The organism is Rhizobium sp. RSm-3 (assembly GCF_001854685.1).
Lineage (GTDB): Bacteria > Pseudomonadota > Alphaproteobacteria > Rhizobiales > Rhizobiaceae > Rhizobium > Rhizobium ecuadorense.
In genome coordinates this window covers 349,670-372,205 of record NZ_MAWZ01000001.1, presented here as the reverse complement: position 1 = coordinate 372,205, position 22,536 = coordinate 349,670, and the positions used below count along the sequence as shown (strand labels likewise).

The 22,536-nt window shown below is 63.9% G+C and carries 20 protein-coding genes; 13 read left to right on the top strand and 7 right to left on the bottom strand.

What is annotated here, in order from left to right; genetic code table 11:
- Positions 1-705 precede the first annotated feature (705 nt).
- The 3 genes from rpsT to mutM form a co-directional block, all read right to left on the bottom strand.
- Positions 706-984 carry a 30S ribosomal protein S20 gene (rpsT, locus tag BBJ66_RS01815; RefSeq protein WP_003570835.1) on the bottom strand — a complete coding sequence of 93 codons (279 nt, stop codon included), beginning with the start codon at positions 982-984 and terminating at the stop codon, positions 706-708.
- A gap of 191 nt (positions 985-1,175) precedes the next feature.
- The gene (locus BBJ66_RS01810; protein WP_071084574.1) at positions 1,176-1,949 is read right to left on the bottom strand and encodes an enoyl-CoA hydratase; all 774 of its coding nucleotides are present in this window, start codon (positions 1,947-1,949) and stop codon (positions 1,176-1,178) included.
- A 20-nt stretch (positions 1,950-1,969) separates the two neighbouring features.
- Complete coding sequence (gene mutM, locus BBJ66_RS01805) at positions 1,970-2,860, bottom strand: bifunctional DNA-formamidopyrimidine glycosylase/DNA-(apurinic or apyrimidinic site) lyase (RefSeq protein WP_049730720.1); 891 nt, start codon at positions 2,858-2,860, stop codon at positions 1,970-1,972.
- 149 nt (positions 2,861-3,009) lie between these two features.
- On the opposite strand from mutM, the gene ubiE reads away from it, so the two are divergent.
- The 8 genes from ubiE to BBJ66_RS01765 all read left to right on the top strand — a co-directional run bounded on the left by ubiE (position 3,010) and on the right by BBJ66_RS01765 (position 13,187).
- Positions 3,010-3,786 carry a bifunctional demethylmenaquinone methyltransferase/2-methoxy-6-polyprenyl-1,4-benzoquinol methylase UbiE gene (gene ubiE, locus BBJ66_RS01800; protein ID WP_071084572.1) on the top strand — a complete coding sequence of 259 codons (777 nt, stop codon included), beginning with the start codon at positions 3,010-3,012 and terminating at the stop codon, positions 3,784-3,786.
- A 51-nt stretch (positions 3,787-3,837) separates the two neighbouring features.
- Positions 3,838-5,412, top strand: a complete 1,575-nt coding sequence (ubiB, locus tag BBJ66_RS01795; protein WP_071084569.1) for a 2-polyprenylphenol 6-hydroxylase — start codon at positions 3,838-3,840, stop codon at positions 5,410-5,412.
- Positions 5,413-5,613: 201 nt separating this feature from the next.
- A complete protein-coding gene (locus BBJ66_RS01790) occupies positions 5,614-7,200 on the top strand; it encodes an aromatic amino acid lyase (protein WP_071084567.1) in 1,587 nt (528 codons plus the stop codon).
- Between the two features lie 23 nt (positions 7,201-7,223).
- The gene (locus BBJ66_RS01785; protein ID WP_071084566.1) at positions 7,224-8,603 is read left to right on the top strand and encodes a dihydroorotase; all 1,380 of its coding nucleotides are present in this window, start codon (positions 7,224-7,226) and stop codon (positions 8,601-8,603) included.
- Positions 8,600-9,880 carry a Zn-dependent hydrolase gene (locus BBJ66_RS01780; RefSeq protein ID WP_071084564.1) on the top strand — a complete coding sequence of 427 codons (1,281 nt, stop codon included), beginning with the start codon at positions 8,600-8,602 and terminating at the stop codon, positions 9,878-9,880. The genes BBJ66_RS01785 and BBJ66_RS01780 overlap by 4 nt, the downstream gene beginning before the upstream one ends.
- Entirely contained in the window at positions 9,861-10,958 is a 1,098-nt protein-coding gene (locus BBJ66_RS01775) for a DUF917 domain-containing protein (protein ID WP_049730726.1), read from the top strand. The genes BBJ66_RS01780 and BBJ66_RS01775 overlap by 20 nt, the downstream gene beginning before the upstream one ends.
- Before the next feature lie 3 nt (positions 10,959-10,961).
- Positions 10,962-11,291 (top strand): TfoX/Sxy family protein, encoded by a 330-nt coding sequence (locus BBJ66_RS01770; protein WP_071084552.1) that lies wholly within the window; start codon positions 10,962-10,964, stop codon positions 11,289-11,291.
- A gap of 234 nt (positions 11,292-11,525) precedes the next feature.
- A complete protein-coding gene (locus BBJ66_RS01765; RefSeq protein ID WP_071084551.1) occupies positions 11,526-13,187 on the top strand; it encodes a urocanate hydratase in 1,662 nt (553 codons plus the stop codon).
- 32 nt (positions 13,188-13,219) lie between these two features.
- Here the strand turns inward: BBJ66_RS01765 and BBJ66_RS01760 are convergent, their stop codons facing one another.
- The 3 genes from BBJ66_RS01760 to BBJ66_RS01750 form a co-directional block, all read right to left on the bottom strand.
- Positions 13,220-13,606: a VOC family protein gene (locus tag BBJ66_RS01760; RefSeq protein ID WP_049730729.1), complete on the bottom strand. Its 387-nt coding sequence runs from the start codon at positions 13,604-13,606 to the stop codon at positions 13,220-13,222.
- Positions 13,603-14,865, bottom strand: coding sequence for an MFS transporter (locus BBJ66_RS01755; protein ID WP_071084549.1), 1,263 nt, complete (start codon positions 14,863-14,865; stop codon positions 13,603-13,605). Before BBJ66_RS01755 ends, BBJ66_RS01760 begins: the two co-directional genes overlap by 4 nt.
- 138 nt (positions 14,866-15,003) lie before the next feature.
- On the bottom strand, positions 15,004-15,915 hold the full coding sequence (locus BBJ66_RS01750) for a LysR family transcriptional regulator (RefSeq protein ID WP_071084542.1): 912 nt from the start codon (positions 15,913-15,915) through the stop codon (positions 15,004-15,006).
- Between the two features lie 125 nt (positions 15,916-16,040).
- Here BBJ66_RS01750 and BBJ66_RS01745 point away from each other — a divergent pair, with 125 nt between their 5' ends.
- Both BBJ66_RS01745 and coaBC read left to right on the top strand, forming a co-directional pair.
- On the top strand, positions 16,041-16,805 hold the full coding sequence (locus BBJ66_RS01745) for an SDR family oxidoreductase (RefSeq protein WP_071084540.1): 765 nt from the start codon (positions 16,041-16,043) through the stop codon (positions 16,803-16,805).
- Between the two features lie 124 nt (positions 16,806-16,929).
- Positions 16,930-18,135, top strand: coding sequence for a bifunctional phosphopantothenoylcysteine decarboxylase/phosphopantothenate--cysteine ligase CoaBC (gene coaBC / locus BBJ66_RS01740; RefSeq protein ID WP_071084539.1), 1,206 nt, complete (start codon positions 16,930-16,932; stop codon positions 18,133-18,135).
- 6 nt (positions 18,136-18,141) lie between these two features.
- Here the strand turns inward: coaBC and BBJ66_RS01735 are convergent, their stop codons facing one another.
- Entirely contained in the window at positions 18,142-18,954 is an 813-nt protein-coding gene (locus tag BBJ66_RS01735; RefSeq protein WP_071084537.1) for a class II glutamine amidotransferase, read from the bottom strand.
- A gap of 249 nt (positions 18,955-19,203) precedes the next feature.
- Between BBJ66_RS01735 and BBJ66_RS01730 the strand changes: the two genes are divergently transcribed.
- The 3 genes from BBJ66_RS01730 to BBJ66_RS01720 all read left to right on the top strand — a co-directional run bounded on the left by BBJ66_RS01730 (position 19,204) and on the right by BBJ66_RS01720 (position 22,399).
- Positions 19,204-20,115, top strand: a complete 912-nt coding sequence (locus BBJ66_RS01730) for a pirin family protein (RefSeq protein ID WP_071084535.1) — start codon at positions 19,204-19,206, stop codon at positions 20,113-20,115.
- A gap of 317 nt (positions 20,116-20,432) precedes the next feature.
- A complete protein-coding gene (locus BBJ66_RS01725; RefSeq protein ID WP_071084532.1) occupies positions 20,433-21,110 on the top strand; it encodes a FadR/GntR family transcriptional regulator in 678 nt (225 codons plus the stop codon).
- The gene (locus BBJ66_RS01720) at positions 21,107-22,399 is read left to right on the top strand and encodes a CynX/NimT family MFS transporter (RefSeq protein WP_071084530.1); all 1,293 of its coding nucleotides are present in this window, start codon (positions 21,107-21,109) and stop codon (positions 22,397-22,399) included. Before BBJ66_RS01725 ends, BBJ66_RS01720 begins: the two co-directional genes overlap by 4 nt.
- Positions 22,400-22,536: the final 137 nt, after the last annotated feature.

Below are 22,536 nucleotides of genomic sequence, written 5' to 3'. Positions count from 1 at the left end.
GCAGGAACCGCATTCATGCGGCAACCTTCATCGGCTTTCCGTGCCAGGCTGGCGGTCGATCCTCGTTTTCGACCGATCAGCCCGAACGCAATATCACTTTACCTTCTCCGGCGGCCTCGCGTTAAACGTGTGACCACCGAAGACACAAAACATCCCTGCCCGTAACAGCCACGTTACGGCCCAAATCCGTCAAGTGCTTGAAAAAACGGAAGCGCAAGGCTCCGTAACAAATGGCACAAACTTATCGCCCTGCCGACGTGGCAGTTAAGACCGAGCCTCTGCAGGTGATGTCCGCGCCCTTTGTTGGAAGCCATTTAGGCAGGATCAAATGGCAATATCAACGATGAATTTTACGCAAAATTAAGAAGCGGGCATTGACTCCGCCGGCCGTTTTCGGGCGTCACACCAGCGTCAAAAAAGAATCGCTTTTGAATCAAGGAGATTCCCCGTTCGGGCTATTTTGACACGCATGGAAAGAAAAAAAATAAAAATCTGCTTGACTCCCCCCTGCTCCCGGAAGCTCGGGGCAGAGTCGCGTGGCGTCAAAGCATCCTTGCGCAACTATTTGTTTTTAAACAGTTTTTCCTGTCATGGCATTGACACGAAACAGTCGCAGGATTAACCATAGAAGGGCTGATCGGCGGAATCGAAAAAGCCCGGTAAAATTACCGGGCTAATCATAAAGATGAAGACGTTAACGGAAGATTACGCGGTCGCGGTGACCGACAGAGCCTTCACACGAGCGGCCAGGCGCGAGACCTTGCGCGATGCCGTGTTGGCGTGCAGCACGCCCTTGCTGGCGGCGCGGGCAAGCTCGGGCTGAGCGGCCAGGAAAGCTTCCTTCGCCTTGGCGGCGTCACCGGATGCGATGGCCTCTTCGACCTGGCGAACGAAAGTACGAACGCGCGAGCGACGAGCCTTATTGACGTCGGTACGGCGGGCGATCTTGCGGGTCGCTTTTTTCGCCGAAGTTGTATTGGCCATGGATGCCTCTCTCAAGAATTCGAACAAACTCCGCCATTACCGCGGGCCCTGCGGCCACAGAATCCAGCAATGCGGGAGCAATCGCGGAAAACCAAACCGGCTTTCCGAACCGTGGGCGGGCATATAACTCTAAAGCCGGCCCACGTCAACGCGGATTTTCAAGCTTTGCCATGACAAGCGGCTAAAAGCGTTCAACGGTGCTTAAAAGCCGGTTTGCGCTTCTCGACGAAGGCCGCCATGCCCTCCTTCTGGTCATCAGTGGCAAAGAGACTGTGAAACAGCCGGCGTTCGAAGCGGAGCCCTTCCTCCAGTGTCGTCTCGAAGGCGCGGTTGACCGCCTCCTTGGCCATCATCACCGAAGGCTGCGAGAGCGAGGCGATCTTTTCGGCCGCGGCAAGAGCCTCCTCGAGCAGACGCTCGGGCGCTACCACACGCGATACGAGTCCCGACCGCTCCGCCTCGGCGGCATCCATCATCCGGCCGGTCAGGATGAGATCCATCGCCTTCGCCTTGCCGACGGCGCGCGTCAGCCGCTGCGAGCCGCCCATGCCGGGAATGACGCCGAGGGTGATTTCCGGCTGGCCGAACTTCGCCGTCTCCGAGGCGATGATGAAATCGCACATCATGGCGAGCTCGCAGCCGCCGCCGAGCGCAAAGCCGCTGACGGCGGCGATCACCGGCTTGCGGGCCTTGGCGACCTCGTCCCAGCCGCTGATGAAATCGCTCTTATAGATATCGGCGAACTCCAGCGGCTGCATCTCCTTGATATCGGCGCCGGCGGCAAAGGCGCGCTCGGAACCGGTGATGACGATGGCGCCGACCGCCTCGTCGGCATGGAAGGCGGCATAGGCCTCCTTCAATTCCTTCAGGACGGTGGAATTCAGGGCGTTCAGCGCCTGCGGGCGGTTCAGCGTGACGAGGCCGACATTGCCTCGGGTTTCGACGATCAGGGTCTCATAGGCCATGCTGGTCTCCCGGTTCTCTCTTATTTCTGGCAGGCGGCGCAATAGAAGGTGGAGCGGCCCGCCTGGACGATACGGGCGACCGTACCGCCGCAGCCGGGCGTGCGGCAAGCCTGACCTTCGCGATCATAGACAGAGAAGGAGTGCTGGAAATAGCCGAGCGATCCGTCCGTCTGGATATGATCGCGCAGCGACGATCCGCCGGCGGCGATCGCATCGGCGATGACGTCGCGGATCGAGGCGACGAGCAGGTCCAGCTGCTGCTTCGGCCGGCCGCCTGCCGTCACCAGCGTACCGGCGGCGCGGACAGGCGAAAGATGCGCGCGCCACAGCGCCTCGCAGACATATATATTGCCGAGACCGGCAATGTTCTTCTGGTCGAGCAGCGCACTCTTCAAAGGCTGCGCCTTGTCGCGGAAGCGCTCGGCGAGATAGGCGGCGCCAAGCTCGTTTCCGGTCGGCTCCGGGCCGAGGTCGCGGAAGAAGGGATGGGCGGCGAGATCGGCGCGCTCCACCATATCCATGAAGCCGAAACGGCGCGGGTCGTTATAGACGACGCGGCAGGAGCCGCCCGGAGCGTCGAGGTGAAAGACGACGTGATCGTGCTTCTCGTCCTTCGAACGGGCATGATGAAATTCGCCCGGTGTCCCGGAGGCGACGCCCTCCTCGATGCGAAAAGAGCCGGACATGCCGAGATGGGAAATCAGCGTGTTGCCGTCGTCGAGATCGACCAGCAGATATTTGGCGCGGCGCCCAAGCCCGACGATGGTGCGGCCGGAAACCCTGTCGGCGAAAGCCTCGGGAAAGGGAAAGCGCAGATCGCCGCGGCGCAACTCCAGCCTGGCGACGCGAGCCCCCTCCATCGCCGGCGCCAGGCCGCGTTTTACCGTTTCGACTTCTGGCAATTCCGGCATCTTAACCCATCTGTATCTAACGTGTTTCAACCGAGGACGATGTGCGCTATAGCGCCAGTGGTCCGCGGAAAGCGCGGCCCAGTGATAACGTCGCGCGCGGTCTTTCGCTATGGCCTGCGCGGCTGAATATCAAGGAACGGAGCAGTCTGATGTCAGAAAGCCGCACTTCCGCCGATGGCGGCATGGAGACCTCCTACGGCTTCCGCGAGGTGTCTGACGGCGAGAAGCAGGGCCTCGTCAACCAGGTGTTCCACAAGGTCGCCAAACGCTACGACATTATGAACGACGTCATGTCGATGGGCATGCACCGCGCCTGGAAGGATGCGATGATTTCGGCGCTGAACCCGCGCAAGGAGCCGGGCTACAAGGTGCTCGACGTTGCCGGCGGCACCGGCGACATCGCCTTCCGCATCGTCGAGGCTTCGGGCCGGCAGGCGCATGCGACCGTGCTCGATATCAACGGCTCGATGCTCGGCGTCGGCGCCGAGCGGGCGGAAAAGAAGAAGCTTTCCGGCAATCTCACCTTCGTCGAGGCGAATGCCGAGGAACTGCCCTTCGAGGCCGCCAGCTTCGACGCCTATACGATCGCCTTCGGCATCCGCAACGTGCCGCGGATCGATGTCGCACTGTCGGAGGCCTATCGCGTCCTGAAGCGCGGCGGCCGGCTGCTGGTGCTCGAATTTTCCGAAGTCGACATGCCGCTGCTCGACAAGATCTATGACGCCTGGTCGTTCAATGCCATTCCGCAATTCGGCAAGGCGATCACCGGCGATGCCGAACCCTACCAGTATCTGGTGGAATCGATCCGCAAATTCCCGAACCAGGAGAATTTCGCGGCAATGATCCGCCAGGCTGGCTTTTCACGCGTCAGCTACACCAATTATACCGGCGGCATCGCCGCGCTGCATTCCGGCTGGAAGCTCTGAGGGAATGAGGGAAGAAAAAGAGACAAACCTCCCTCGGCGGGGCACTGTGGCATGAGCACTTTCGGGGCCTATTTCCGCCTTTGGCGCGTCGGCTGGGTGCTCGTGCGCGAAGGCGTCGTCTCGGCTCTGCCGTCCGAAGGGCTGCCGCCTCCGGTGGCGCTCGCCAAATCCTTCGTCACGATTTTCGAGCGCAGCAAGGCGCGGCACCAGAAGCGCAGCGACCGGTTGGCGCAAGCCGTCGAGCGACTCGGCCCCTCCTATGTGAAAATCGGCCAGTTCCTGGCGACACGGCCGGATGTCGTCGGCGTCGAATTCGCCAACGACCTGTCGCAGTTGCAGGACCGGATGGCCTTCTTTCCCTCGGCTGCAGCCAAGGCCAATATCGAAGGCTCGCTCGGGCGGCCGATCGGCGAACTCTATGCGAGCTTCGACGAGCCGATCGCCGCGGCCTCGATCGCCCAGGTGCATCCGGCCGAGGTCGAGACATCGGAAGGCCGCAAGAAGGTCGCCGTCAAGATCGTGCGGCCGGGCGTGCGCCAGCGTTTTGCCCATGACATCGAGGCGATGTATCTCGTCGCCCATATGCAGGAGCGCTTCCTGCCTTCGAGCCGGCGGCTGCGGCCGGTCGAGGTGACGAAGACGCTGGAACAGACGACGAAGATGGAGATGGATCTTCGCCTGGAGGCGGCCGCTCTTTCCGAGATCGCCGAGAATACCGAGAGAGATCCCGGCTTCCGCGTGCCGAAGGTCGACTGGGAGCGAACGGGGCGCGACGTCATCACCATGGAATGGATCGACGGCACGCGCATGTCCGACGTCGAGGGGCTGCGCGCGGCCGGCCACGATCTCAACCTGCTTGCCGATACGCTGATCCAGTCCTTCCTGCGCCATACGCTGCGCGACGGCTTCTTCCATGCCGACATGCATCCGGGCAACCTCTTCGTCGATGCGGGTGGCATGATCGTCGCCGTCGACATGGGCATTGTCGGACGGCTCGGCAAAAAGGAACGGCGGTTCCTCGCCGAAATCCTCTATGGTTTTATCACCCGCGACTATATCCGCGTCGCCGAGGTGCATTTCGAGGCCGGCTATGTGCCTGGCCACCACAATGTCGAGAGCTTCGCCCAGGCGATCCGGGCGATCGGCGAGCCGATCCATGGGCAGCCGGCCGAAACGATTTCGATGGGCAAGCTCTTGACGCTGCTTTTCGAAGTGACCGAACTCTTCGACATGGCGACGCGGCCGGAGCTGGTGATGCTGCAGAAGACCATGGTCGTGGTCGAAGGCGTGTCGCGCATGCTCAATCCGCGCTTCAACATGTGGAAGGCTTCCGAGCCCGTCGTCGGCGACTGGATCCGCACCAATCTCGGGCCGAAGCGGATCGCCTCCGATCTCAAGGATGGGCTGAAGGCGGCGGTGAAGCTTGCCGAAGCCGTGCCGGAAATCGCGGCGAAGACCGAAAAATTCCATCACCAGCTTCTGCATATGAGCGAACACGGCTTACGGTTCGACGAACAGACGGCCGAGGCGATCGGCAAGGCCGAGGCGCGGCATAACCGCTCGGCCAGGATCGCGCTTTGGGTCATCGCATTGACGCTTCTCTATATTGCCTGGATGGTGAGCTGATCCGTCGGTAAAAACATGCTGTGTTCGGCATTTGGGATATCCCATGTGACGGAGGGCTCGCTTAGTCTCGCCGTTAGAGCATGATGCCGAAAAGTGTAAGCGGTTTCGGGCGACATCATGCTCTAGCTCTTTAATTTAGAACAGGATTCAGGTTTTCTGCCGGACCGGCCTAAAATCATCCTGTTCTAGGAGATATGGCACATGCAGCACGAACGCCTTGGCATCGAACTTTCCGGACGGCCGCTCGGTTTTGCCGAGATGGCGGCGATCGGTGCGGGCAAGGCGACGATATCGGCTTCGGCGACCGGCATGGCCCGCATCGCCATTGCCCGGGAGATCGTCGAGGATGCGATTGCTTCAGGCATGCCGGTCTACGGCTCGACAACAGGCGTCGGCGCCATGAAGGATGTGGAGTGGTCGGCCGACGAACTCGACACCTTCAACCTCGGCCTGGTGCGCGCCCATCATTTCGGCACCGGCACGCCCTTTTCCTGCAATGTCGTGCGCAACGCCATGGCGATCCGCGTCAATACGGCGTTAACCGGCCAGGTCGGCTGCACGCCGGAGCTGATCGAAGCCTATATCACCATGCTGGAAGCCGATCTGATCCCGGTCGTGCGGCGCACCGGCTCGATCGGCTGCGCCGATATCGGCCTGATGGGGCAGATCGGCGCGGTGCTGACCGGCGTCGGCGAAGCGGTCTATCGCGGCAAGCGGATGCAGGCGGCCGACGCCTTCCGGGCGGCCGGACTGGAGCCGGTGCGGATGGCGCCGCGCGACAGCCTCGCCTCGCTCAGCATCAATGCGGTGAGCTTTGCCGCGGCTGCGGAAACGACGCGCAATGCCGCCGCCTCGATCCGCATCCTGCTGGCGACGGCGATGATGGCGGCCGGCGCGCTCGGCGCGTCCCGCGATCCCTGGAAGGCCGTCCGCCATGTCGGCACGGCGCGCGAGGCGCTGATCGGCGCCTGGCTCTGCAACGCCTCCGACGACTGGAACTGGCCCGTCGCGACGCATGTGCAGGATCCGCTCAGCCTGCGCATGATCGCCCAGGTATTCGGCGCGGTCATCGAAAACCTGCTGTCGACAGGCCATAAAATCCTTGCCGCCACCGGGCGTTCGGACGACAATCCCGTCGTAGTCGAAGGCCGGGTGATGACCTCGGGCGGCTCGCTGCCGCTCGATGTGACGATCCTGCTCGAATCGGCCGCACTCTGCATGGCGCATGCGGCGCGCAACGCCTTCAACCGCTGCGTCATTCTCGGCAATGGCCAGCGGCGCGACCTGCCGGTCAATCTCGTGCCGCCAGGGCGGATCGCCACCGGTTTCGGGCCGATCATCAAGCTTGCCGGCGAGATTTTTTCGCGCGTGCTGTCGATGTCCAATCCGGTGTCGGCGCAGTCGCTGGTGGTGGCCGCCGGGCTGGAGGACGAGGCGGCCTTCCTGCCGCTGGTCATCGAGCGCTTCGAGCGCCAGATGCAGGCGCTGAAGCGTCTGGCAGCGCTGGAGGCGCTGCTGTCGGCCCAGGCGATCGACATTCTCGGCGACGAACCGAAGGGCGTCGCCGCCATGCTTTACGACGTCGTGCGCAAACATGCGGATTTCTATATCGTGGACAGGCCGCTTTCGGCCGAGGTGGAGGCAATCGAGGAGGAGCTCGGCTCGGACGACTTCCTCTCGAGGCTGACCGAGCAGGTTCCGATCGCCTCCTTCGACGATTTCTTTGCGCTCGGATCACTGGAGCATATCGAGGAGCGCCTGACCCACCACGAGGCGCAGGCACTCTGATCTCAGCCTGGGGAGGAAGCGTGATGGACTTCGATCTCGTTCTGCAGGGCACGGTGGTGCTGCCGGACCGCATTCTCGAAGCGGGTTATGTCGCCACCCGTGACGGCAAGATCGCCGAGGTCGGTCTCGGCGTGCCGCCTGCGGCGCGCGAACGGCATCTGCTCGGCAAAGCGCTGATACTGCCCGGCGCGATCGACGCGCAGGTGCATTCGCTTTCCCAGAAGGACCAGGAGGATTTCGTCTGGTCGACGCGTTCGGCGGCAGCCGGCGGCGTAACAACGATCGTCGACATGCCCTATGACGAGGGCGATCTCGTCTGCTCGGCGGCTGCGGTCAAACGCAAGATAGACCATGCCGGGCAGCAGGCGCGTGTCGACTTCGCGCTTTACGGCACGGTCGATCCGGAAGAAGGCCCGGCGCGGATCGGCGAGATGGTCGAGGCAGGCGTTGCCGCCTTCAAATTCTCGACTTTCGGCACCGACCCCAAGCGTTTTCCACGCATTCCGCCGGCTCTGCTCGACGCCTGCTTTGCCGCCATCGCGCCGACGGGGCTGACGGCGGGCGTGCACAATGAGGATGACGAGGCGGTGCGCAGCTATATGGCTGCGGTGAAGGCGAGCGGCATCACCGACTGGCAGGCGCATGGCCTGTCACGGCCGCCGATTACCGAACTCTTGGCGATGCATACGATCTTCGAGACGGGAGCTGCCACCGGCTGCCCGGCGCATGTGGTGCACTGCTCGCTCGGGCGCGGCTATGACATTGCCCGCGCCTATCGGCGTGACGGTTTTGCCGCGACCGTCGAATGCTGCATCCATTATCTGACGCTCGATGAAGAGAACGACGTGAAACGCCTCGGCGGCAAAGCGAAGATCAATCCGCCGCTGCGGCCGCGCGCCGAGGTGGAGAAGCTCTGGCGGAAGGTGACCGAGGGCGATGTCTGGCTGGTCTCGACCGATCACGTCAGCTGGTCGGAGAACCGCAAGACCAATCCCGATATGCTCGCCAACGCCTCCGGCGTTCCGGGCCTGGAGGTGATGGTGCCGCTTTTCGTCAAAGGCGCCAGCGAACGCGGCATTCCGCTGACATGGGCGGCGAAGCTGATGGCGGAAAATCCGGCCAGGCATTTCCGGCTCGACCATATCAAGGGGGCGCTGACCCCTGGCAAGGATGCCGATATCATCGTGCTGGAACCGCGGGACAGCGTCTATGACGCGTCTGCCAGCGGCAACAACGTCGTCGGCTGGAGCCCCTATAACGGCACTCGCCTGCCGTGGAGCGTTGCGGCCACCTATCTCAGAGGCGAGAAGATCGCCGAAGGCGGCAAGGTGCTGGCCGAACCCGGCACCGGGCGGTTCGTCCGGCCGCTGCCGCGCCAGGTTGTTGCGGGAGCGCCTGCATGAGCCGCAATCTGCCCGTCGATGCCGGCCGGATCGCCGCAGATATCGAGGCGCTCGCCGCAATTACCGAGCCCGGCCATCCCTGGACGCGGCGGGCTTTCACGCCGCTCTTTCTCGAAGGCCGGGCCTATATCGAAGCGCGGATGAAGGCGGCGGGGCTGGAAACGAGGATCGATGCCGCCGGCAATCTGATCGGCCGGCGCACGGGCCGCAAACCCTGGCTCGGCACGATCATGCTCGGTTCGCATTCCGACACGGTGCCGGATGGCGGCCGCTTCGACGGCATTGCCGGGGTAATTTCAGCGCTTGAGGTGGCGCGCGCGCTCAGCGACCGGGCGATCGAACTCGACCACGATCTCGAGATCGTCGACTTCCTTGCCGAGGAGGTGAGCATCTTCGGCGTCTCCTGCATCGGCAGCCGGGGGATGACCGGGCAATTGCCGGAGGCCTGGCTTTCGCGTGTCAGCGACGGGCGCGACCTGGCCGAAGCCATCGCCGAGCTGGGTGGCACGCCAGGCGTGCTGGCGCAGCAGAAGCGGCCCGATCTGGCAGGCTTCCTCGAGCTCCATATCGAGCAAGGACCGGTGCTCGAAGCCGAACGGGAGGACATCGGCATCGTCACCGCGATCTCCGGCATCACCCGCATCGAAATTGCCGTCGAGGGGCGGGCCGACCATGCCGGCACGACGCCGATGGATCGGCGGGCGGATGCGCTGGTGGCGGCCGCCCAGCTGGTGCTCGACATCCGCAACGCCGCCGCCGAGCTTGCCAAGATGCCGGGCCACTTCGCCGCGACGGTCGGTGAACTCAGGATCGAGCCGAATGCCGCCAATGTCGTACCGTCGAAAGTGGTGCTGCTGATCGACGGCCGCGCCGAAATCCGCGCCGATATGGAAGCTTTCTGCCGCTGGCTCGATGGCCATGTCGAAAAGCTCGCCGACGCCTATGGCGTGACGATCAAGCCGCCGAGCCGGGTGTCCGACAATCTGCCGACGCCGGGCGATGCCGGGCTGCTGTCGACGCTGGAGGCCGCCTGCATCAGTGTCGGCGCCAAACACCGGCGCATGGCGTCGGGCGCGGGGCACGATACCGCCTGGGTCGCCAAGGTGGCGCCGGCGGCGATGATCTTCGTGCCTTGCCGGGAAGGCCGCAGCCATTGCCCCGACGAATGGGCCGACAATGACGATATCGCGCTCGGCGCCGCCGTGCTGTTCGAGGCGGTGCACGAAATGGACAGAGATTTGAACCAGGAGAAACCGGATGGGACGCATACTGGTTGAGAAGGACGTGGAAGCAGCCGTCAAGGGCGGCTCCGTCTATGCCGCCGGCGGCGGCGGCTGGGCCGATCATGGGCGAATGCTTGGGTTTGCCGCCGTCACTATCGGCAAGCCGGAGCTGGTGTCGATCGACGAGTTGCAGGATGACGCCTGGATCGCCACGGCGGCGGCGATCGGCGCGCCGGCCTCCACCACGCCCTGGGAAATGCAGGGCATCGATTATGTCAAAGCCGTGCAATTGCTGCAGGAGGCGTTGGGTGAAAAGCTTTCCGGGCTGATCATCGGCCAGAACGGCAAATCCTCGACGCTGAACGGCTGGCTGCCTTCGGCGATCCTCGGCACCAAGGTGGTCGACGCGGTCGGCGATATCCGCGCCCATCCCACCGGCGACATGGGCTCGATCGGTATGGCCGGTTCACCCGAGCCGATGATCCAGACTGCCGTCGGCGGCAATCGGGCCGAGAACCGGTATATCGAGCTGGTGGTAAAGGGGGCGACGGCGAAGATCTCGCCAGTGCTGCGCGCGGCCGCCGATCAATCCGGTGGTTTTATCGCCAGCTGCCGCAACCCGCTGCGCGCTTCCTATGTCCGTAGCCATGCCGCACTCGGCGGCATCTCGATGGCGCTTGTGCTCGGAGAAGCGATCATCGCGGCGGAAAAGCGCGGCGGATCTAATGTTATCGATGCGATCTGCAAGACGACGGGCGGGCATATCCTCGCCGAGGGCGTCATCTCTCGAAAGGACGTCGTCTACACCAAGGAAGCCTTCGACATCGGCACGGTCACCGTCGGCACGGGCGCAAAATCGGTGGCGCTGCATGTGATGAACGAATATATGGCGGTCGACGATGCGAATGGCGCCCGGCTTGCGACCTTCCCCGCGGTGATCACCACGCTGTCGCCGGAGGGCGAGCCGCTCAGCGTCGGCCAATTGCAGGAGGGCATGCATGTGTTCATCCTGCATGTGCCGAAGGATATCATTCCGCTGTCGGCAAGCGTGCTCGATCCCACCGTCTATCCCGTCGTCGAAAAGGCGATGGGGATAGAGATCGCCCGCTACGCTTTGGAAACGAAGGCCTGAACCATGACGCGCGATCCCGGCCTTGAAGAGCTGTTGCGCGAGGAACTCGGCGATCGACCGGGCCTTGCCGAAAAATCGATGTTCGGCGGCTCCGCCTTCATGCTGAACGGCAATCTTCTCTGCGGCGCGCGCCACGACGGCATGCTGGTCCGTCTCGGCCGAGGCAATGACGGCTGGGCGCTGGCGATGCCGGGCGTGATCCAGATGCTGTCCGGCGAACGGGTGATGCAAGGCTGGGTGCGGGCGACGGCTGCGGTTTACGGCGACGATGCGCTGAGACGGCGTTTGCTCGGTGCGGCACTTGCCTACGTGGAATCGCTGCCGGGGAAGTAGAGACTGCGCTTTCCCCCTTCTCCCCAGCGGGGGTCCGAAGGACAGATGAGGGGGTGAGCGGCAAAGCCGCGAGTGCCTGAGCGCAAGCGAAGGGCAATGAATGTTTTACCGTGTGGCCCCCTCATCCGACCCTTCGGGGCCACCGACCAGGGTCGAGCCACAGGTCTCGACCCGTCCTTCGGACCCCCGCCGGGGAGAAGGGAAAAAAACTGAGAACCAAGCGAGGAACCCACGATGCCGAAGGCCAATCCACGTCATCCGAAATTTCCGATTCCCGGCGGGCCGGACTTGCGTGCCAAGGGCTGGCGGCAGGAGGCGCTGCTGCGGCTGCTCGAAAATGTGCTGTCGGTCGGCGAGGATCCCGAAAACCTGATCGTCTATGCCGCGCTCGGCAAGGCTGCGCGCAACTGGGCGGCGCACAAGGGCATCGTCAAGGCGCTGACCGAGATGGAGGAGGACCAGACGCTGCTCATCCAGTCGGGCAAGCCGATCGGGCTGGTACGAACGCACGCCAAGGCGCCGCTCGTCATCATGGCGAACTGCAATATCGTCGGGCAATGGGCGAAGGCCGAAGTGTTCTATGAGCTGCAGCGCAAGGGACTGATCTGCTGGGGCGGACTGACGGCGGGCGCCTGGCAATATATCGGCAGCCAGGGCGTCATTCAGGGGACCTATGAGATCTTCATGCGCATTGCCGAGCGGCGCTTCGGCGGCGATCTTGCCGGCCGCTTCGTGCTGACGGCCGGGCTTGGCGGCATGGGCGGGGCGCAGCCGCTCGCCGGTCGCATGGCAGGGGCGGCGATCCTCTGTGTAGATATCGACCCGGAACGGGCCCGCAAGCGCCAGCAGATCGGTTATCTCCAGGAAATCGCGCCCGATCTCGATACCGCCCTTCAGATGATCGATGCGGCGGTCAAGGAGAAGCGGGCGCTGTCGGTCGGGCTGGTCGGCAATGCGGCCGAGGTCTATCCCGAAATTGCCCGGCGCGGCATCGTGCCCGACATCGTCACCGACCAGACCTCGGCGCACGACCTCGTCTACGGCTACGTGCCGAAGGGCATGAGCCTCGATCAGGTGAGAGGATTGCGCGACGATGGCCAGGGGCAGTTGATGGCGGCAAGCCGCGCCTCGATCGTCGAGCATGTGACGGCGATGCTGGAATTCCAGAAGCGCGGCGCGGAAGTCTTCGACAATGGCAACCTCATCCGCACCCAGGCGAAAGAGGGTGGCGTCACCAATGCCTTCGACATTCCGATCTTCACCGAAGCCTATCTGAGGCCGCTGTTTGCCCGGGCGATCGGCCCGTTCCGCTGGATGGCGCTCTCAGGCGAGGAGAGCGATATCGCCCGCATCGACGACCTGCTGCTCGAACTCTTCCCCGACAACAAGATCATCACCAACTGGATCCGGCTGGCGCGCCAGCATGTTCCCTTCGAGGGGCTGCCGGCCCGCATCGCCTGGCTCGGCCACGGCGAACGCACGATGCTGGCGCGGCGCGTCAACGCGCTGGTCGCAGGCGGCGAGCTCAAAGGCCCCATCGCCTTTTCCCGCGACCATCTCGATGCCGGCGCCATGGCGCATCCGAATATCATGACCGAGCGGATGAAGGACGGCTCGGATGCGATCGCCGACTGGCCGCTGATCGATGCAATGATGCTCTGCTCGTCGATGGCCGATCTCGTCGTCGTCCATTCCGGCGGCGGCGGCTATGCCGGCTACATGACAAGCTGCGGCGTCACCGTCGTCGCCGACGGCAGCGATGCCGCCGATGAGCGGCTGGACCACGCGCTGACCAACGACACCTCCCTCGGCGTCATGCGGTATGCCGATGCCGGTTATGAGGAGGCGCTTGATGAGGTGGCGAAGAAGGATGTGCCCTATATCAGGCTGGATTGAGTCGGGGGCAGGTATCGGCCAGATATCGAGCGTCAATCGATCGGATTCGAAACTTCGATGAGATTGCCGTCAGGGTCTCTGAAATAGACCGAGCGCAGGCATCCGGTCGCACCGGTGCGTTCGACTGGGCCTTCTTCGATCACAATGGCCGACGCCTGCAGATGGGCGATGACATCGGCAAGCGGCGTCTCGGCGATGAAGCAGAGGTCGCCGGAGCCGGGGGTGGCATGTCTTGCCTTGGGTTCAAATTCGTGGCCGGCCTGATGCAGATTGATCTTCTGTCTGCCGAATTTCAGCGCCTTTCGGCCTTCCGCAAAGGTTTCGACCGACATGCCGAGAATGCGGGAATAGAAGTCGCAGGTGGCTGCGATATCGGCGACGGTCAGCACAAGATGATCGAGACGGTCTATGCGGATCATGCTTTTCTCCTTGTAAAGTCCTGGGCAAAGCCCTGGGCAAAGTGCTGGGCGACGCAGGCGGAGATAAAGGCGAGCGCCAGCATGGCAAGCGTGAAGAGGACGACGGCGGCCCAGCCTTCCACAGCAAAGAACCAGCCGCCGGCCGAGCCCATGAGGCTGGAACCGACGTAATAGGCGAGCATATAGAGCGACGAGGCGTGGCCCTTGGTGCCATGCGCAAGCTTGCCGACGAGGCCGCTGGCGATGGAATGGCTCATGAAAAAGCCGGTCGTCAGCACGACGATGCCGAGAATGATGGATGGCAGCGGTGCGAAAAGCGTCAGCGCGCTGCCGGCGGCCGTCAGCGCCAGACCGAAGAGCAGCACGCGAAAATGCCCGATCCGGTCTCCGATCAGGCCGCCGATCGAGGAGGCGCCGATGCCGAAGAGATAGACGGTGAAGATCAGGCCGAGTTCGGTCTGATTGAGGCCATAGGGCGGCGCCACGAGACGGAAACCGGCATAATTATAGATGGTCACGAAGGAGCCCATCGCCAGGAAGGCGATGGCGAAGACGAAGGGCAGCGCCGGATTTTTGAGATGGCCGAGCCAGGCTTTCGCGTGAAAGCGCGGATCGAAGCCCGGCCGGCGGACGAAATTCTTCGACGGCGGCAGCAGGGCGATGAAGCCGATCGCGGCGGCAAGGCCGATGGCGCCGATGAGGAAAAGCGCCGGCCGCCAGCCGAGATATTCGGCGAAGATGCCGGTGAGGACGCGGCCGGACATGCCGCCGAAGGCCGTGCCGCCGACATAAAGGCCCATGGTGGCGCCGAGGCCGCGCGGATCGATTTCCTCGGCGAGATAGGCCATGGCGACGGCAGGCACGCCGCCGAGAACGAGGCCCTGCAGGGCGCGGATCACCAGCAGCAGATGCCAGTTCGGCGCAAAGGCGGTGGCCACCGTCAGCAAGCCGGCGCCGACCAGCGACAGCGCCATCAGGCTGCGGCGGCCAAGCCCTTCCGAGACGGCGGCGGCACAGACGATGGCGACCGCCAGGAAGCCGGTGGAAAGTGAAAGGGACAGCGAGCTTTCGGCCGGGCTGACGGCAAATTCCTGCGAGAAGATCGGCAACAGCGGCTGCACGCAATAAAGCAGCGAGAAGGTGGAAAAGCCGGAAAGGAAAAGCGCCAGGCTGGCGCGGCGATAGGCGCCGGTGCCGCGTGTCAGATAGTGCTTTTCTCCTGCGATCGTAGTCTTCACGCCATGCACTGACGGCGGCATATCTTCATCCTGACGAACCTTCGAGTTCATGGGTTAGAACAGGATGATTTTAGGCCGGTTGGCCTAAAATCTGAATCCTGTTCTACATTAAAGAGTTAGAGCATGATGTCGCCCGAAATCCGCTCACACTTTTCGGCATCATGCTCTATCCGCAATATCCCAATAGGGCGGATCGCCAAAACTCTTCTTCAGATGATCGGCGATGGCGCGCAGCTTGGCCGAGGGATTGCGGCCCTCGGGATGAGCCATGTAGATGAATTCGGCCTCCGGCCTGTGGCCGATATCGATTTCGGCAAGCCTGCCTTCGCGGATGGCCGGGCCGGCGATAAAGGCGGGCAGCAGCGCGATGCCGAGACCGGCAATCGCGGCGTCGCGCAGCATGTCGCCATTGTTGATGCCGAGCGCCAGTTTCGCGCGGACGACGACCGCACCCTCCGGCGTCTGGAAGCGCCAGTCGGCGACGCCGCGATTGGTGTAGAAGATGCCGCGATGATTGTTCAGGTCGGCGAGCGAGCTCGGCATTCCCTGGCGGACGAGATAATCCGGCGACGCGCAGAGCAGGCGACGGCTGGGCGCTAGCTTCCAGGCGACCAGCCGGCTATCGGCGATCGGGCCGTTGCGGATGATGGCGTCGTAGCCGTCCGAGGCGGCATCGACACGCCGGTCGTCGATATCGAGCGTCAGTTCGATATCGGGATGGTCGGCAAGGAAGGGATAAAGCGCCGGGCCGAGATGCATGCGGCCGAAAGTGACCGGGGCGGCGATCCGGATCGGCCCCGACAGCGTGCCGCGCCGCTCGGCCATATCGGCGGCGGCCTCCTCGATCTCACGCACGATACGCCCGGCGCGCTGCAGGAAGACCGCACCATCCTCGGTCAAGGCCAGCTTGCGCGTCGTTCGGTGCAGCAGCGTGCCGCCCAGCGATTTCTCCAGCTCGGCCAGCCTTTCGCTGACGACGGATTTGGAGAGCCTGAGGCGCCGGGCCGCCTCGCTGACCGAGCCTGCCTCGACGACGGCGACAAAAGCCGCAATACCTTCGATCCTGATCATCGTTCGGTCTTTCCGAATTCAAATTCCCCAATATGGAGACTAATCCGAACGAAAAGAAAATGCCATCTTCCACTCAACGCAGGAGACGGCACGGGCCGTCTCGCTTCCAACACAGGAGATGGACCATGAACCGTTTGAACAACAAGGTCGCGATCATCACCGGCGCAAGCTCCGGCATCGGCCGCGTCACGGCAAAGCTCTTTGCCGCCGAAGGCGCCAAGGTCGTCGTCGGCGCCCGACGTCAGGCCGAACTCGACAGTCTCGTCGCGGAGATCAAGGCAGAGGGCGGCGACGCCGTCGCCATCGCCGGCGACGTCCGGTCGGAAGACTATCACAAGGCGCTGGTCGCGGCCGCCGTGACCCATTACGGCAAGCTCGACATCGCCTTCAACAATGCCGGCATCATCGGCGAGGCTGGCCCGAGCACCGGTGTCTCGGAAGCAGGCTTCAGCGAGGCGCTGGCCGTCAATCTGACAGCCTCCTTCCTCGCCGCCAAACATCAGATCGGCGCCATGACGGAAAATGGCGGCGGCTCGGTGATCTTCACCTCGACCTTCGTCGGCTACAGCTTCGCCTTTCCCGGCGTCGCCGCTTATGCCGCCAGCAAATCCGGGCTGATCGGGCTGACGCAGGCGCTCGCGGCCGAATTCGGACCGCAGGGCGTGCGCGTCAATGCCGTCTTGCCGGGTGCGGTCGATACCGACATGTACCGGGACATGAACGATACGGCCGGCAAGCAGGCTGCCGTCACCAATATGCATGCGCTGAAGCGTGTCGCGACACCGGACGAACTCGCCCGCTCGGTTCTCTACCTCGCCTCCGACGATGCGAGCTTCGTCACCGGCACGGCGTCGTTGGTTGACGGCGGCATTTCGATCACCCGCAGTTGAGACGGCGCGGCGCGATTATTGGCAGGCGGGTTGGAGATCCCTCTCCAGCCCGCCCGCGCGATTGCATGTTTTGCGCCAAAGGCTTAGGGTCGGGGCCGGTCAATAAGGCGACGGGAAGAAAGCCATGGCTCTCAGCGGAAAACGCATCCTCCTCATCATCTCCGGCGGCATCGCCGCCTATAAGAGCCTGGATCTGATCCGTCGGCTGCGCGAGCGCGGTGCCGGCGTGCGCCCGATCATGACCAAGGGGGCGCAGGAATTCGTCACGCCGCTTGCCGTCGGCGCACTGGCGGCGGACCACGTCTTCCTCGATCTGTTTTCGCGTGAAGACGAACAGGATGTCGGCCATATAAGGCTGGCGCGCGACTGCGATCTCGTGCTCATCGCCCCTGCCACCGCCGACCTGATGGCGAAGATGGCGAACGGGCTTGCCGACGATCTCGCCTCGACCGTGCTGCTGGCGACCGAGAGGCCGGTGCTGGCGGCACCGGCGATGAACCCCAGAATGTGGGCGCATCCGGCGACGCGGCGCAATGCGGCGCTGCTCCGGGCAGACGGCATCCGCTTCGTCGGGCCGATGGCCGGCGAGATGGCGGAGAGCCGGGAAGCCGGGCTCGGCCGGATGGCGGAACCGCTGGAGATCGTGGCGGCGGCCGAAACCATGCTCGACGACGGAGAAAAGCCGCTGAAAGGGCGCAAGGCGATCGTCACCTCAGGACCGACACACGAGCCGATCGACCCGGTGCGCTACATCGCCAACCGCTCTTCCGGCCGGCAGGGCCATGCGATCGCCGCCGCCCTTGCCAAACTTGGAGCCGAGGTGACGCTGGTCTCGGGGCCGGTGACGATCGCCGACCCCGTCGGCGTCAGCACCGTGCATGTCGAGCGGGCGGAGGAAATGCGCGACGCCGTGCTTTCGGCGCTGCCGGCCGACATCGCGGTGATGGTGGCAGCGGTGGCGGACTGGCGTGTCGCCTCGGCCGCCGACCAGAAGCTGAAGAAACATCCGGGCGAATCCATTCCGACGCTGGCGCTGACCGAAAACCCCGACATCCTCAAAACCGTCGGCCATCATACGATGCGGCCGAAACTGGTGATCGGCTTTGCCGCCGAAACGCAGGACGTGGAAAGCAATGCGCGGGTGAAACTCGAGCGCAAGGGCGCCGACATGATCGTCGCCAATGACGTTTCGCCGGCCACCGGCATCATGGGCGGCAGCCGCAACAGCGTCAAACTCATCCGCCGCGATGGCGTCGAGCAATGGCCCGACCTGGCGAAGGAAGAGGTTGCCGAAAGGCTGGCGGCGCTGATCGCCGCGCAGTTCAGCTAAAGCGCTTCAGGCAGGGATAGCCACGCGCTGCGGCCGGGCGGCACTTCTCTTTCCCGGCCGGAAGTCTGCGACGTCGATACCGTTTTCGCCGACGGTGACGGCGCTGCCATCGGGAATTTCGGCCCAGGCGTCGACATCGTCATTCAACGGCTCGGAGACCAGGCAATAGCCGGCGCTGGCAGGCGAGGCATAGAGCGTCGGCGCCTTGCGATCGGTGGCATAGCGGATCGCATAGAGCGTCTTGCCGTCGGAGAAGGCGGCGGTAAAGCGCAGCAGGATCGAGCCGAGGAGACTTTCGGCCAGATCCTCGACGAAACCGACCATGTCGGCCATTGCGGCGATCGGTGCCTCGCGCAGGCCGAATTGCAGCGCCAGCAGAAACATCAGCTCGGAATCGGTCGTGCCGCCGCGGGCGTTGAACAATTCGTCGTCGAGCATCGCCTCCATCGGCCGGCGCAGACGCTCGAAGCCGGAGATCTGGCCGTTGTGCATGAAGGACCAGGTGTCATGGGTGAAGGGGTGGCAATTGTCGCGGCGCGTGCCGCCGCCGGTGGCGGCGCGGACATGGGCGAGGAAAAGCGGCGAGCGGATCTGCCGCGCCAGGCTCTTCAGATTGCAATCCGACCAGGCCGGCAGGATATCGCGGTAGCGGCCGGGCTCCGGCCTGTCGCCATACCAGGCGATGCCGAAACCATCGCCATTGGTCGCCGTCTTGGCGCGGGTGGCGCAATGGGACTGCTCGATCAGCGAATGAGCGGGCGAGGATACCAGCTCCTCGAGATAGAGAGCGTCTCCGCGATAGGCTGCCCAGCGACACATGGCTTTCTTGCTCCGGGACCCGCCGCCGCATCGGCGGGCATGCTGAAATTGTCTGATGGCGCGGCTAATAACAGCTTAACGCGCGGCCGGTTTGCAAGCACAAGGTGACGGATTCGTGGCGCTCGGGATGTTCAAATTCGGCGAAAGCCTGTGTTCTTTTGTGAACACTGCGTTGTCCGCAGGGCAGGCTTCGCGCTTGGCGGCGGGGCCGCTATAGTTGCCGCCAAGTTGAACCTTCAAGAGGACGCCATGTCGATCCGCCCCGTCAAACATGAAAGTACCGCCACACCGACCATGGAAGGCGCGGGCGTGAAGCTGCACCGCGTCTTCGGCTTCGGCGATCCGGCGATGACCGACCCCTTCCTGATGATGGACGATTTCCGCAATGACAATCCGGCGGAATATATTCGCGGTTTTCCGTGGCACCCGCATCGCGGCATCGAGACGATCACCTACGTGCTTGCCGGCACCGTCGAACACGGCGACAGCCTTGGCAACCGTGGCCTGCTCGGCGCCGGCGATATCCAGTGGATGACGGCCGGCAGCGGCATCATGCACCAGGAAATGCCGAAGGGCGATTTCGCCGGCCGCATGCATGGCTTCCAGCTCTGGGCAAACCTGCCCTCCTCGCTGAAGATGACGGCACCGCGCTATCAGGACGTCAAATCCGCCGATATCCCTGTCGTCGTCGATGATGACGGCACGGCCGTGCGGGTGATCTGCGGCGATTTCTGGGGCAAGGCCGGTCCCGTCGACGGCGTTGCCGCCGAGCCGATCTATCTCGACGTCTCGGTGCCGCCCGGCAAGAAGAAGCGTCTGCCGGTCGACACCTATCGCAACGCCTTCGCCTATATCTTCGCCGGCTCCGGCACCTTTCGCGATGCGTCGAAACCCTTCGGAGTGCGCGTCGAGAAGGAAGTGGACGGCGAGGAGTTGAACATTCGCGACATGTCCGGCAACCGCACGCTCGTGGTCTTCGACAGCGGCGACGAAGTGACGGTGCAGGCGGGCGACCAGGGCATCCGTTTCCTGCTTGTATCAGGCAAGCCAATCGAGGAGCCGGTCGCATGGCACGGCCCGATCGTGATGAATTCGCGCGAGGAAATCATGCAGGCGATGCGCGAACTGCAGAACGGCACCTTCATCAAGGCGGCGCATTGATCGCATTTCTCTCTTGCATCTGCGAAGAATCGGCCTACCTTCGAGCTATCAGCAACAGAACGAAAGGAAGGTGATCCAATGTCTAATGAGATTTCGGACCTCGTAACGGGCATGGGAGAGATGATGAAAGCGAGGCAGCCCTCGCTGTAATCCCCGCCTTCCTGGGGCTGCATAGACAGTCCAGGCCAGTTTGAGGCCAAACTCATGGAAAGGGTCGCCGAGGCGGCCCTTTTTTATTGCCGTGATTTCATCAGCATTGACGAACCATCGCAATCCCACTACTCATAAAGTCATCAGATGACTTTATGAGTAGTGGGATGCGCGCAATCAGCAGGACCAATCTCGCCGATGACGCTGTCGAGGCGATCCGCAGCGATATTCTCGGCAAACGCTGGGCGGTCGGCGAGAAATTGCCGAATGAAGCCGCGCTGTCGGCCATGCTCTCGGTGAGCCGCGGCACGGTGCGCGAGGCGGTGCGGGTTCTCGTCTCCCAAGGCTATCTCGAAACGCGGCAGGGTTCGGGTACCTATGTGCGCGCAACCAGCGATGCCGGCCGGCCGCTGACGATGGCGCGGCGCGCCAGCCTGCGCGACCAGTTCGAGGCGCGCCTGGCGCTCGACGTCGAGGCCGCCCGGCTGACGGCGGTCCGCAAGAGCCCGGAGACGGTAGCGGAGCTTCGCCGACTGCTTGCCGAACGCGGCAGTTACGACGGCGGCGATCAGGCCGGCTTCATCGAACGCGACCTTGCCTTCCACAAGGCGGTCATCGCCGCGTCCGGCAACCGGGCGATGATCGAGATCTATGATTTCTTCTCGGCCTCGATCGCCGACACGATCGCCGCGACGCTCGGCAAGGATATTCCCGAACCGGATATGCAGGCGCATGCCGATATCGTCGACGCCATCGAAACCGGCGATCCCGACCAAGCGGATGCGGCGGTGCGCCGCTTCATGGCGCCGGTTCTTGCCGCCCTCGAGCGGATGATCCTGTCATGACCACATCTTCCGCCGATGCCGTCACGACACTCGACGCATCAGACGATTTGCTTGTGGACGCCGAGGCCGGCAGCCTGCCGCCGCCGCAGGCAACACCGGTGCGCGGTGCCGCCGATCGTTTGCTGCTCGGCGCCAGCCTGGTGCTGATCGCCTTCAACCTGCGCCCGGTCTTTTCGAGCGCCTCGGCGCTGCTGCCGGAAATCCGCGCGGAACTTGGCCTCAGCGCGCTTGGCGCCAGCCTGCTGACGACGCTGCCGGTCGTCTGCCTCGGCGCCTTTTCGCCGCTGGCGCCACGTCTTGCCCAGCGCCTCGGCACGGAACGCACGCTGCTCGGCGTTATCCTGCTTCTGGCGCTCGGCACTGCGTTGCGCGGGCTTTCCTCGGTGCCGCTGCTCTTCATCGGCACCGCGCTCGCAGGCGCCTGTATCGCCATCGGCAACGTGCTGCTGCCGGGGCTGGTGAAACGGGATTTCGCCGGGCGCGCCGCGCTGATGACCGGCTTCTACACCATGGCGCTCTGCGCCGGTGCGGCCAGTGCGGCCGGGCTGACGCTGCCGATCGAACACGCGCTCGGCGGCTCTCTCGACGGCGCCCTCGCCGCCTGGGCATTGCCGGCGCTCGTCGTGGCCCTGCTCTGGCTGCCGCAGGTTCTGCGCAGCGGCGGCCACGCCAGGCGAAACGGATTTCATGTCCAAGGCCTGTGGCGGGACCGGCTGGCCTGGCAGGTGACGCTGTTCATGGGGCTACAATCGGCGCTTGCCTATTGCGTCTTCGGCTGGCTGGTGCCGATCCTGCGCGAACGCGGCCTCGACGGCGTCACCGCCGGCGCGATCGTTTCGCTGTCGGTGATGGTGCAGGCGGCATCCTGCCTGATCGTGCCGCATGTCGCCGTGCGTGGGAAAGACCAGCGGCTGATCAATGCCAGTCTTTGCGGCGTTGCCGTTATCGCCCTGCTCGGCCTGCTGTTTGCGCCGCTGTCGACGGTCTGGCTGTGGGCCTTGCTGCAAGGCATCGGCCAGGGTGGGCTGATCGCGGCGGCGATGACGACGATCGTGCTGCGCTCGCGCGATCCCGATGTCGCCGCCCATCTGTCCGGCATGGCGCAATGCGTCGGTTACCTGCTTGCAGCCATCGGCCCGCTCATCGTCGGCCTTATCCGCAGCTGGACCGGCAGCTTTTCCTGGTGCGCCGCCCTCTTTGTCGCGCTTGGGCTCGGTGCGGCGATCAATGGCTGGAAAGCCGGCCGGTCGGTCGAGATCAATGTCCATGCCGTGGAAAAGGTGAGCTGATCCCTCACCGGCCCATCACCATCTCTTGATGCCGGTCGCCGGCCGCGGATGTTACGCTATCTCTAAAGCTCTTTGTTCTTACGCATGTCGTTGGGGCAAAAGCGCTTCGCGCTTTGCCTGGGAAAACCGCTGCCACT

Bases quoted from the DNA above. Each gene is read 5' to 3' on its own strand.
- BBJ66_RS01770 (WP_071084552.1), top strand. From the start codon at position 10,962: ATGACGCGCGATCCCGGCCTTGAAGAGCTGTTGCGCGAGGAACTCGGC.
- mutM (WP_049730720.1), bottom strand. From the start codon at position 2,860: ATGCCGGAATTGCCAGAAGTCGAAACGGTAAAACGCGGCCTGGCGCCG.
- coaBC (WP_071084539.1), top strand. From the start codon at position 16,930: ATGGCTCTCAGCGGAAAACGCATCCTCCTCATCATCTCCGGCGGCATC.
- BBJ66_RS01735 (WP_071084537.1), bottom strand. From the start codon at position 18,954: ATGTGTCGCTGGGCAGCCTATCGCGGAGACGCTCTCTATCTCGAGGAG.
- BBJ66_RS01760 (WP_049730729.1), bottom strand. From the start codon at position 13,606: ATGATCCGCATAGACCGTCTCGATCATCTTGTGCTGACCGTCGCCGAT.
- BBJ66_RS01780 (WP_071084564.1), top strand. From the start codon at position 8,600: ATGAGCCGCAATCTGCCCGTCGATGCCGGCCGGATCGCCGCAGATATC.
- BBJ66_RS01765 (WP_071084551.1), top strand. From the start codon at position 11,526: ATGCCGAAGGCCAATCCACGTCATCCGAAATTTCCGATTCCCGGCGGG.
- BBJ66_RS01755 (WP_071084549.1), bottom strand. From the start codon at position 14,865: ATGCCGCCGTCAGTGCATGGCGTGAAGACTACGATCGCAGGAGAAAAG.
- BBJ66_RS01750 (WP_071084542.1), bottom strand. From the start codon at position 15,915: ATGATCAGGATCGAAGGTATTGCGGCTTTTGTCGCCGTCGTCGAGGCA.
- BBJ66_RS01775 (WP_049730726.1), top strand. From the start codon at position 9,861: ATGGGACGCATACTGGTTGAGAAGGACGTGGAAGCAGCCGTCAAGGGC.
- BBJ66_RS01745 (WP_071084540.1), top strand. From the start codon at position 16,041: ATGAACCGTTTGAACAACAAGGTCGCGATCATCACCGGCGCAAGCTCC.
- BBJ66_RS01785 (WP_071084566.1), top strand. From the start codon at position 7,224: ATGGACTTCGATCTCGTTCTGCAGGGCACGGTGGTGCTGCCGGACCGC.
- BBJ66_RS01810 (WP_071084574.1), bottom strand. From the start codon at position 1,949: ATGGCCTATGAGACCCTGATCGTCGAAACCCGAGGCAATGTCGGCCTC.
- ubiE (WP_071084572.1), top strand. From the start codon at position 3,010: ATGTCAGAAAGCCGCACTTCCGCCGATGGCGGCATGGAGACCTCCTAC.
- rpsT (WP_003570835.1), bottom strand. From the start codon at position 984: ATGGCCAATACAACTTCGGCGAAAAAAGCGACCCGCAAGATCGCCCGC.
- BBJ66_RS01790 (WP_071084567.1), top strand. From the start codon at position 5,614: ATGCAGCACGAACGCCTTGGCATCGAACTTTCCGGACGGCCGCTCGGT.
- BBJ66_RS01720 (WP_071084530.1), top strand. From the start codon at position 21,107: ATGACCACATCTTCCGCCGATGCCGTCACGACACTCGACGCATCAGAC.
- ubiB (WP_071084569.1), top strand. From the start codon at position 3,838: ATGAGCACTTTCGGGGCCTATTTCCGCCTTTGGCGCGTCGGCTGGGTG.
- BBJ66_RS01725 (WP_071084532.1), top strand. From the start codon at position 20,433: ATGCGCGCAATCAGCAGGACCAATCTCGCCGATGACGCTGTCGAGGCG.
- BBJ66_RS01730 (WP_071084535.1), top strand. From the start codon at position 19,204: ATGTCGATCCGCCCCGTCAAACATGAAAGTACCGCCACACCGACCATG.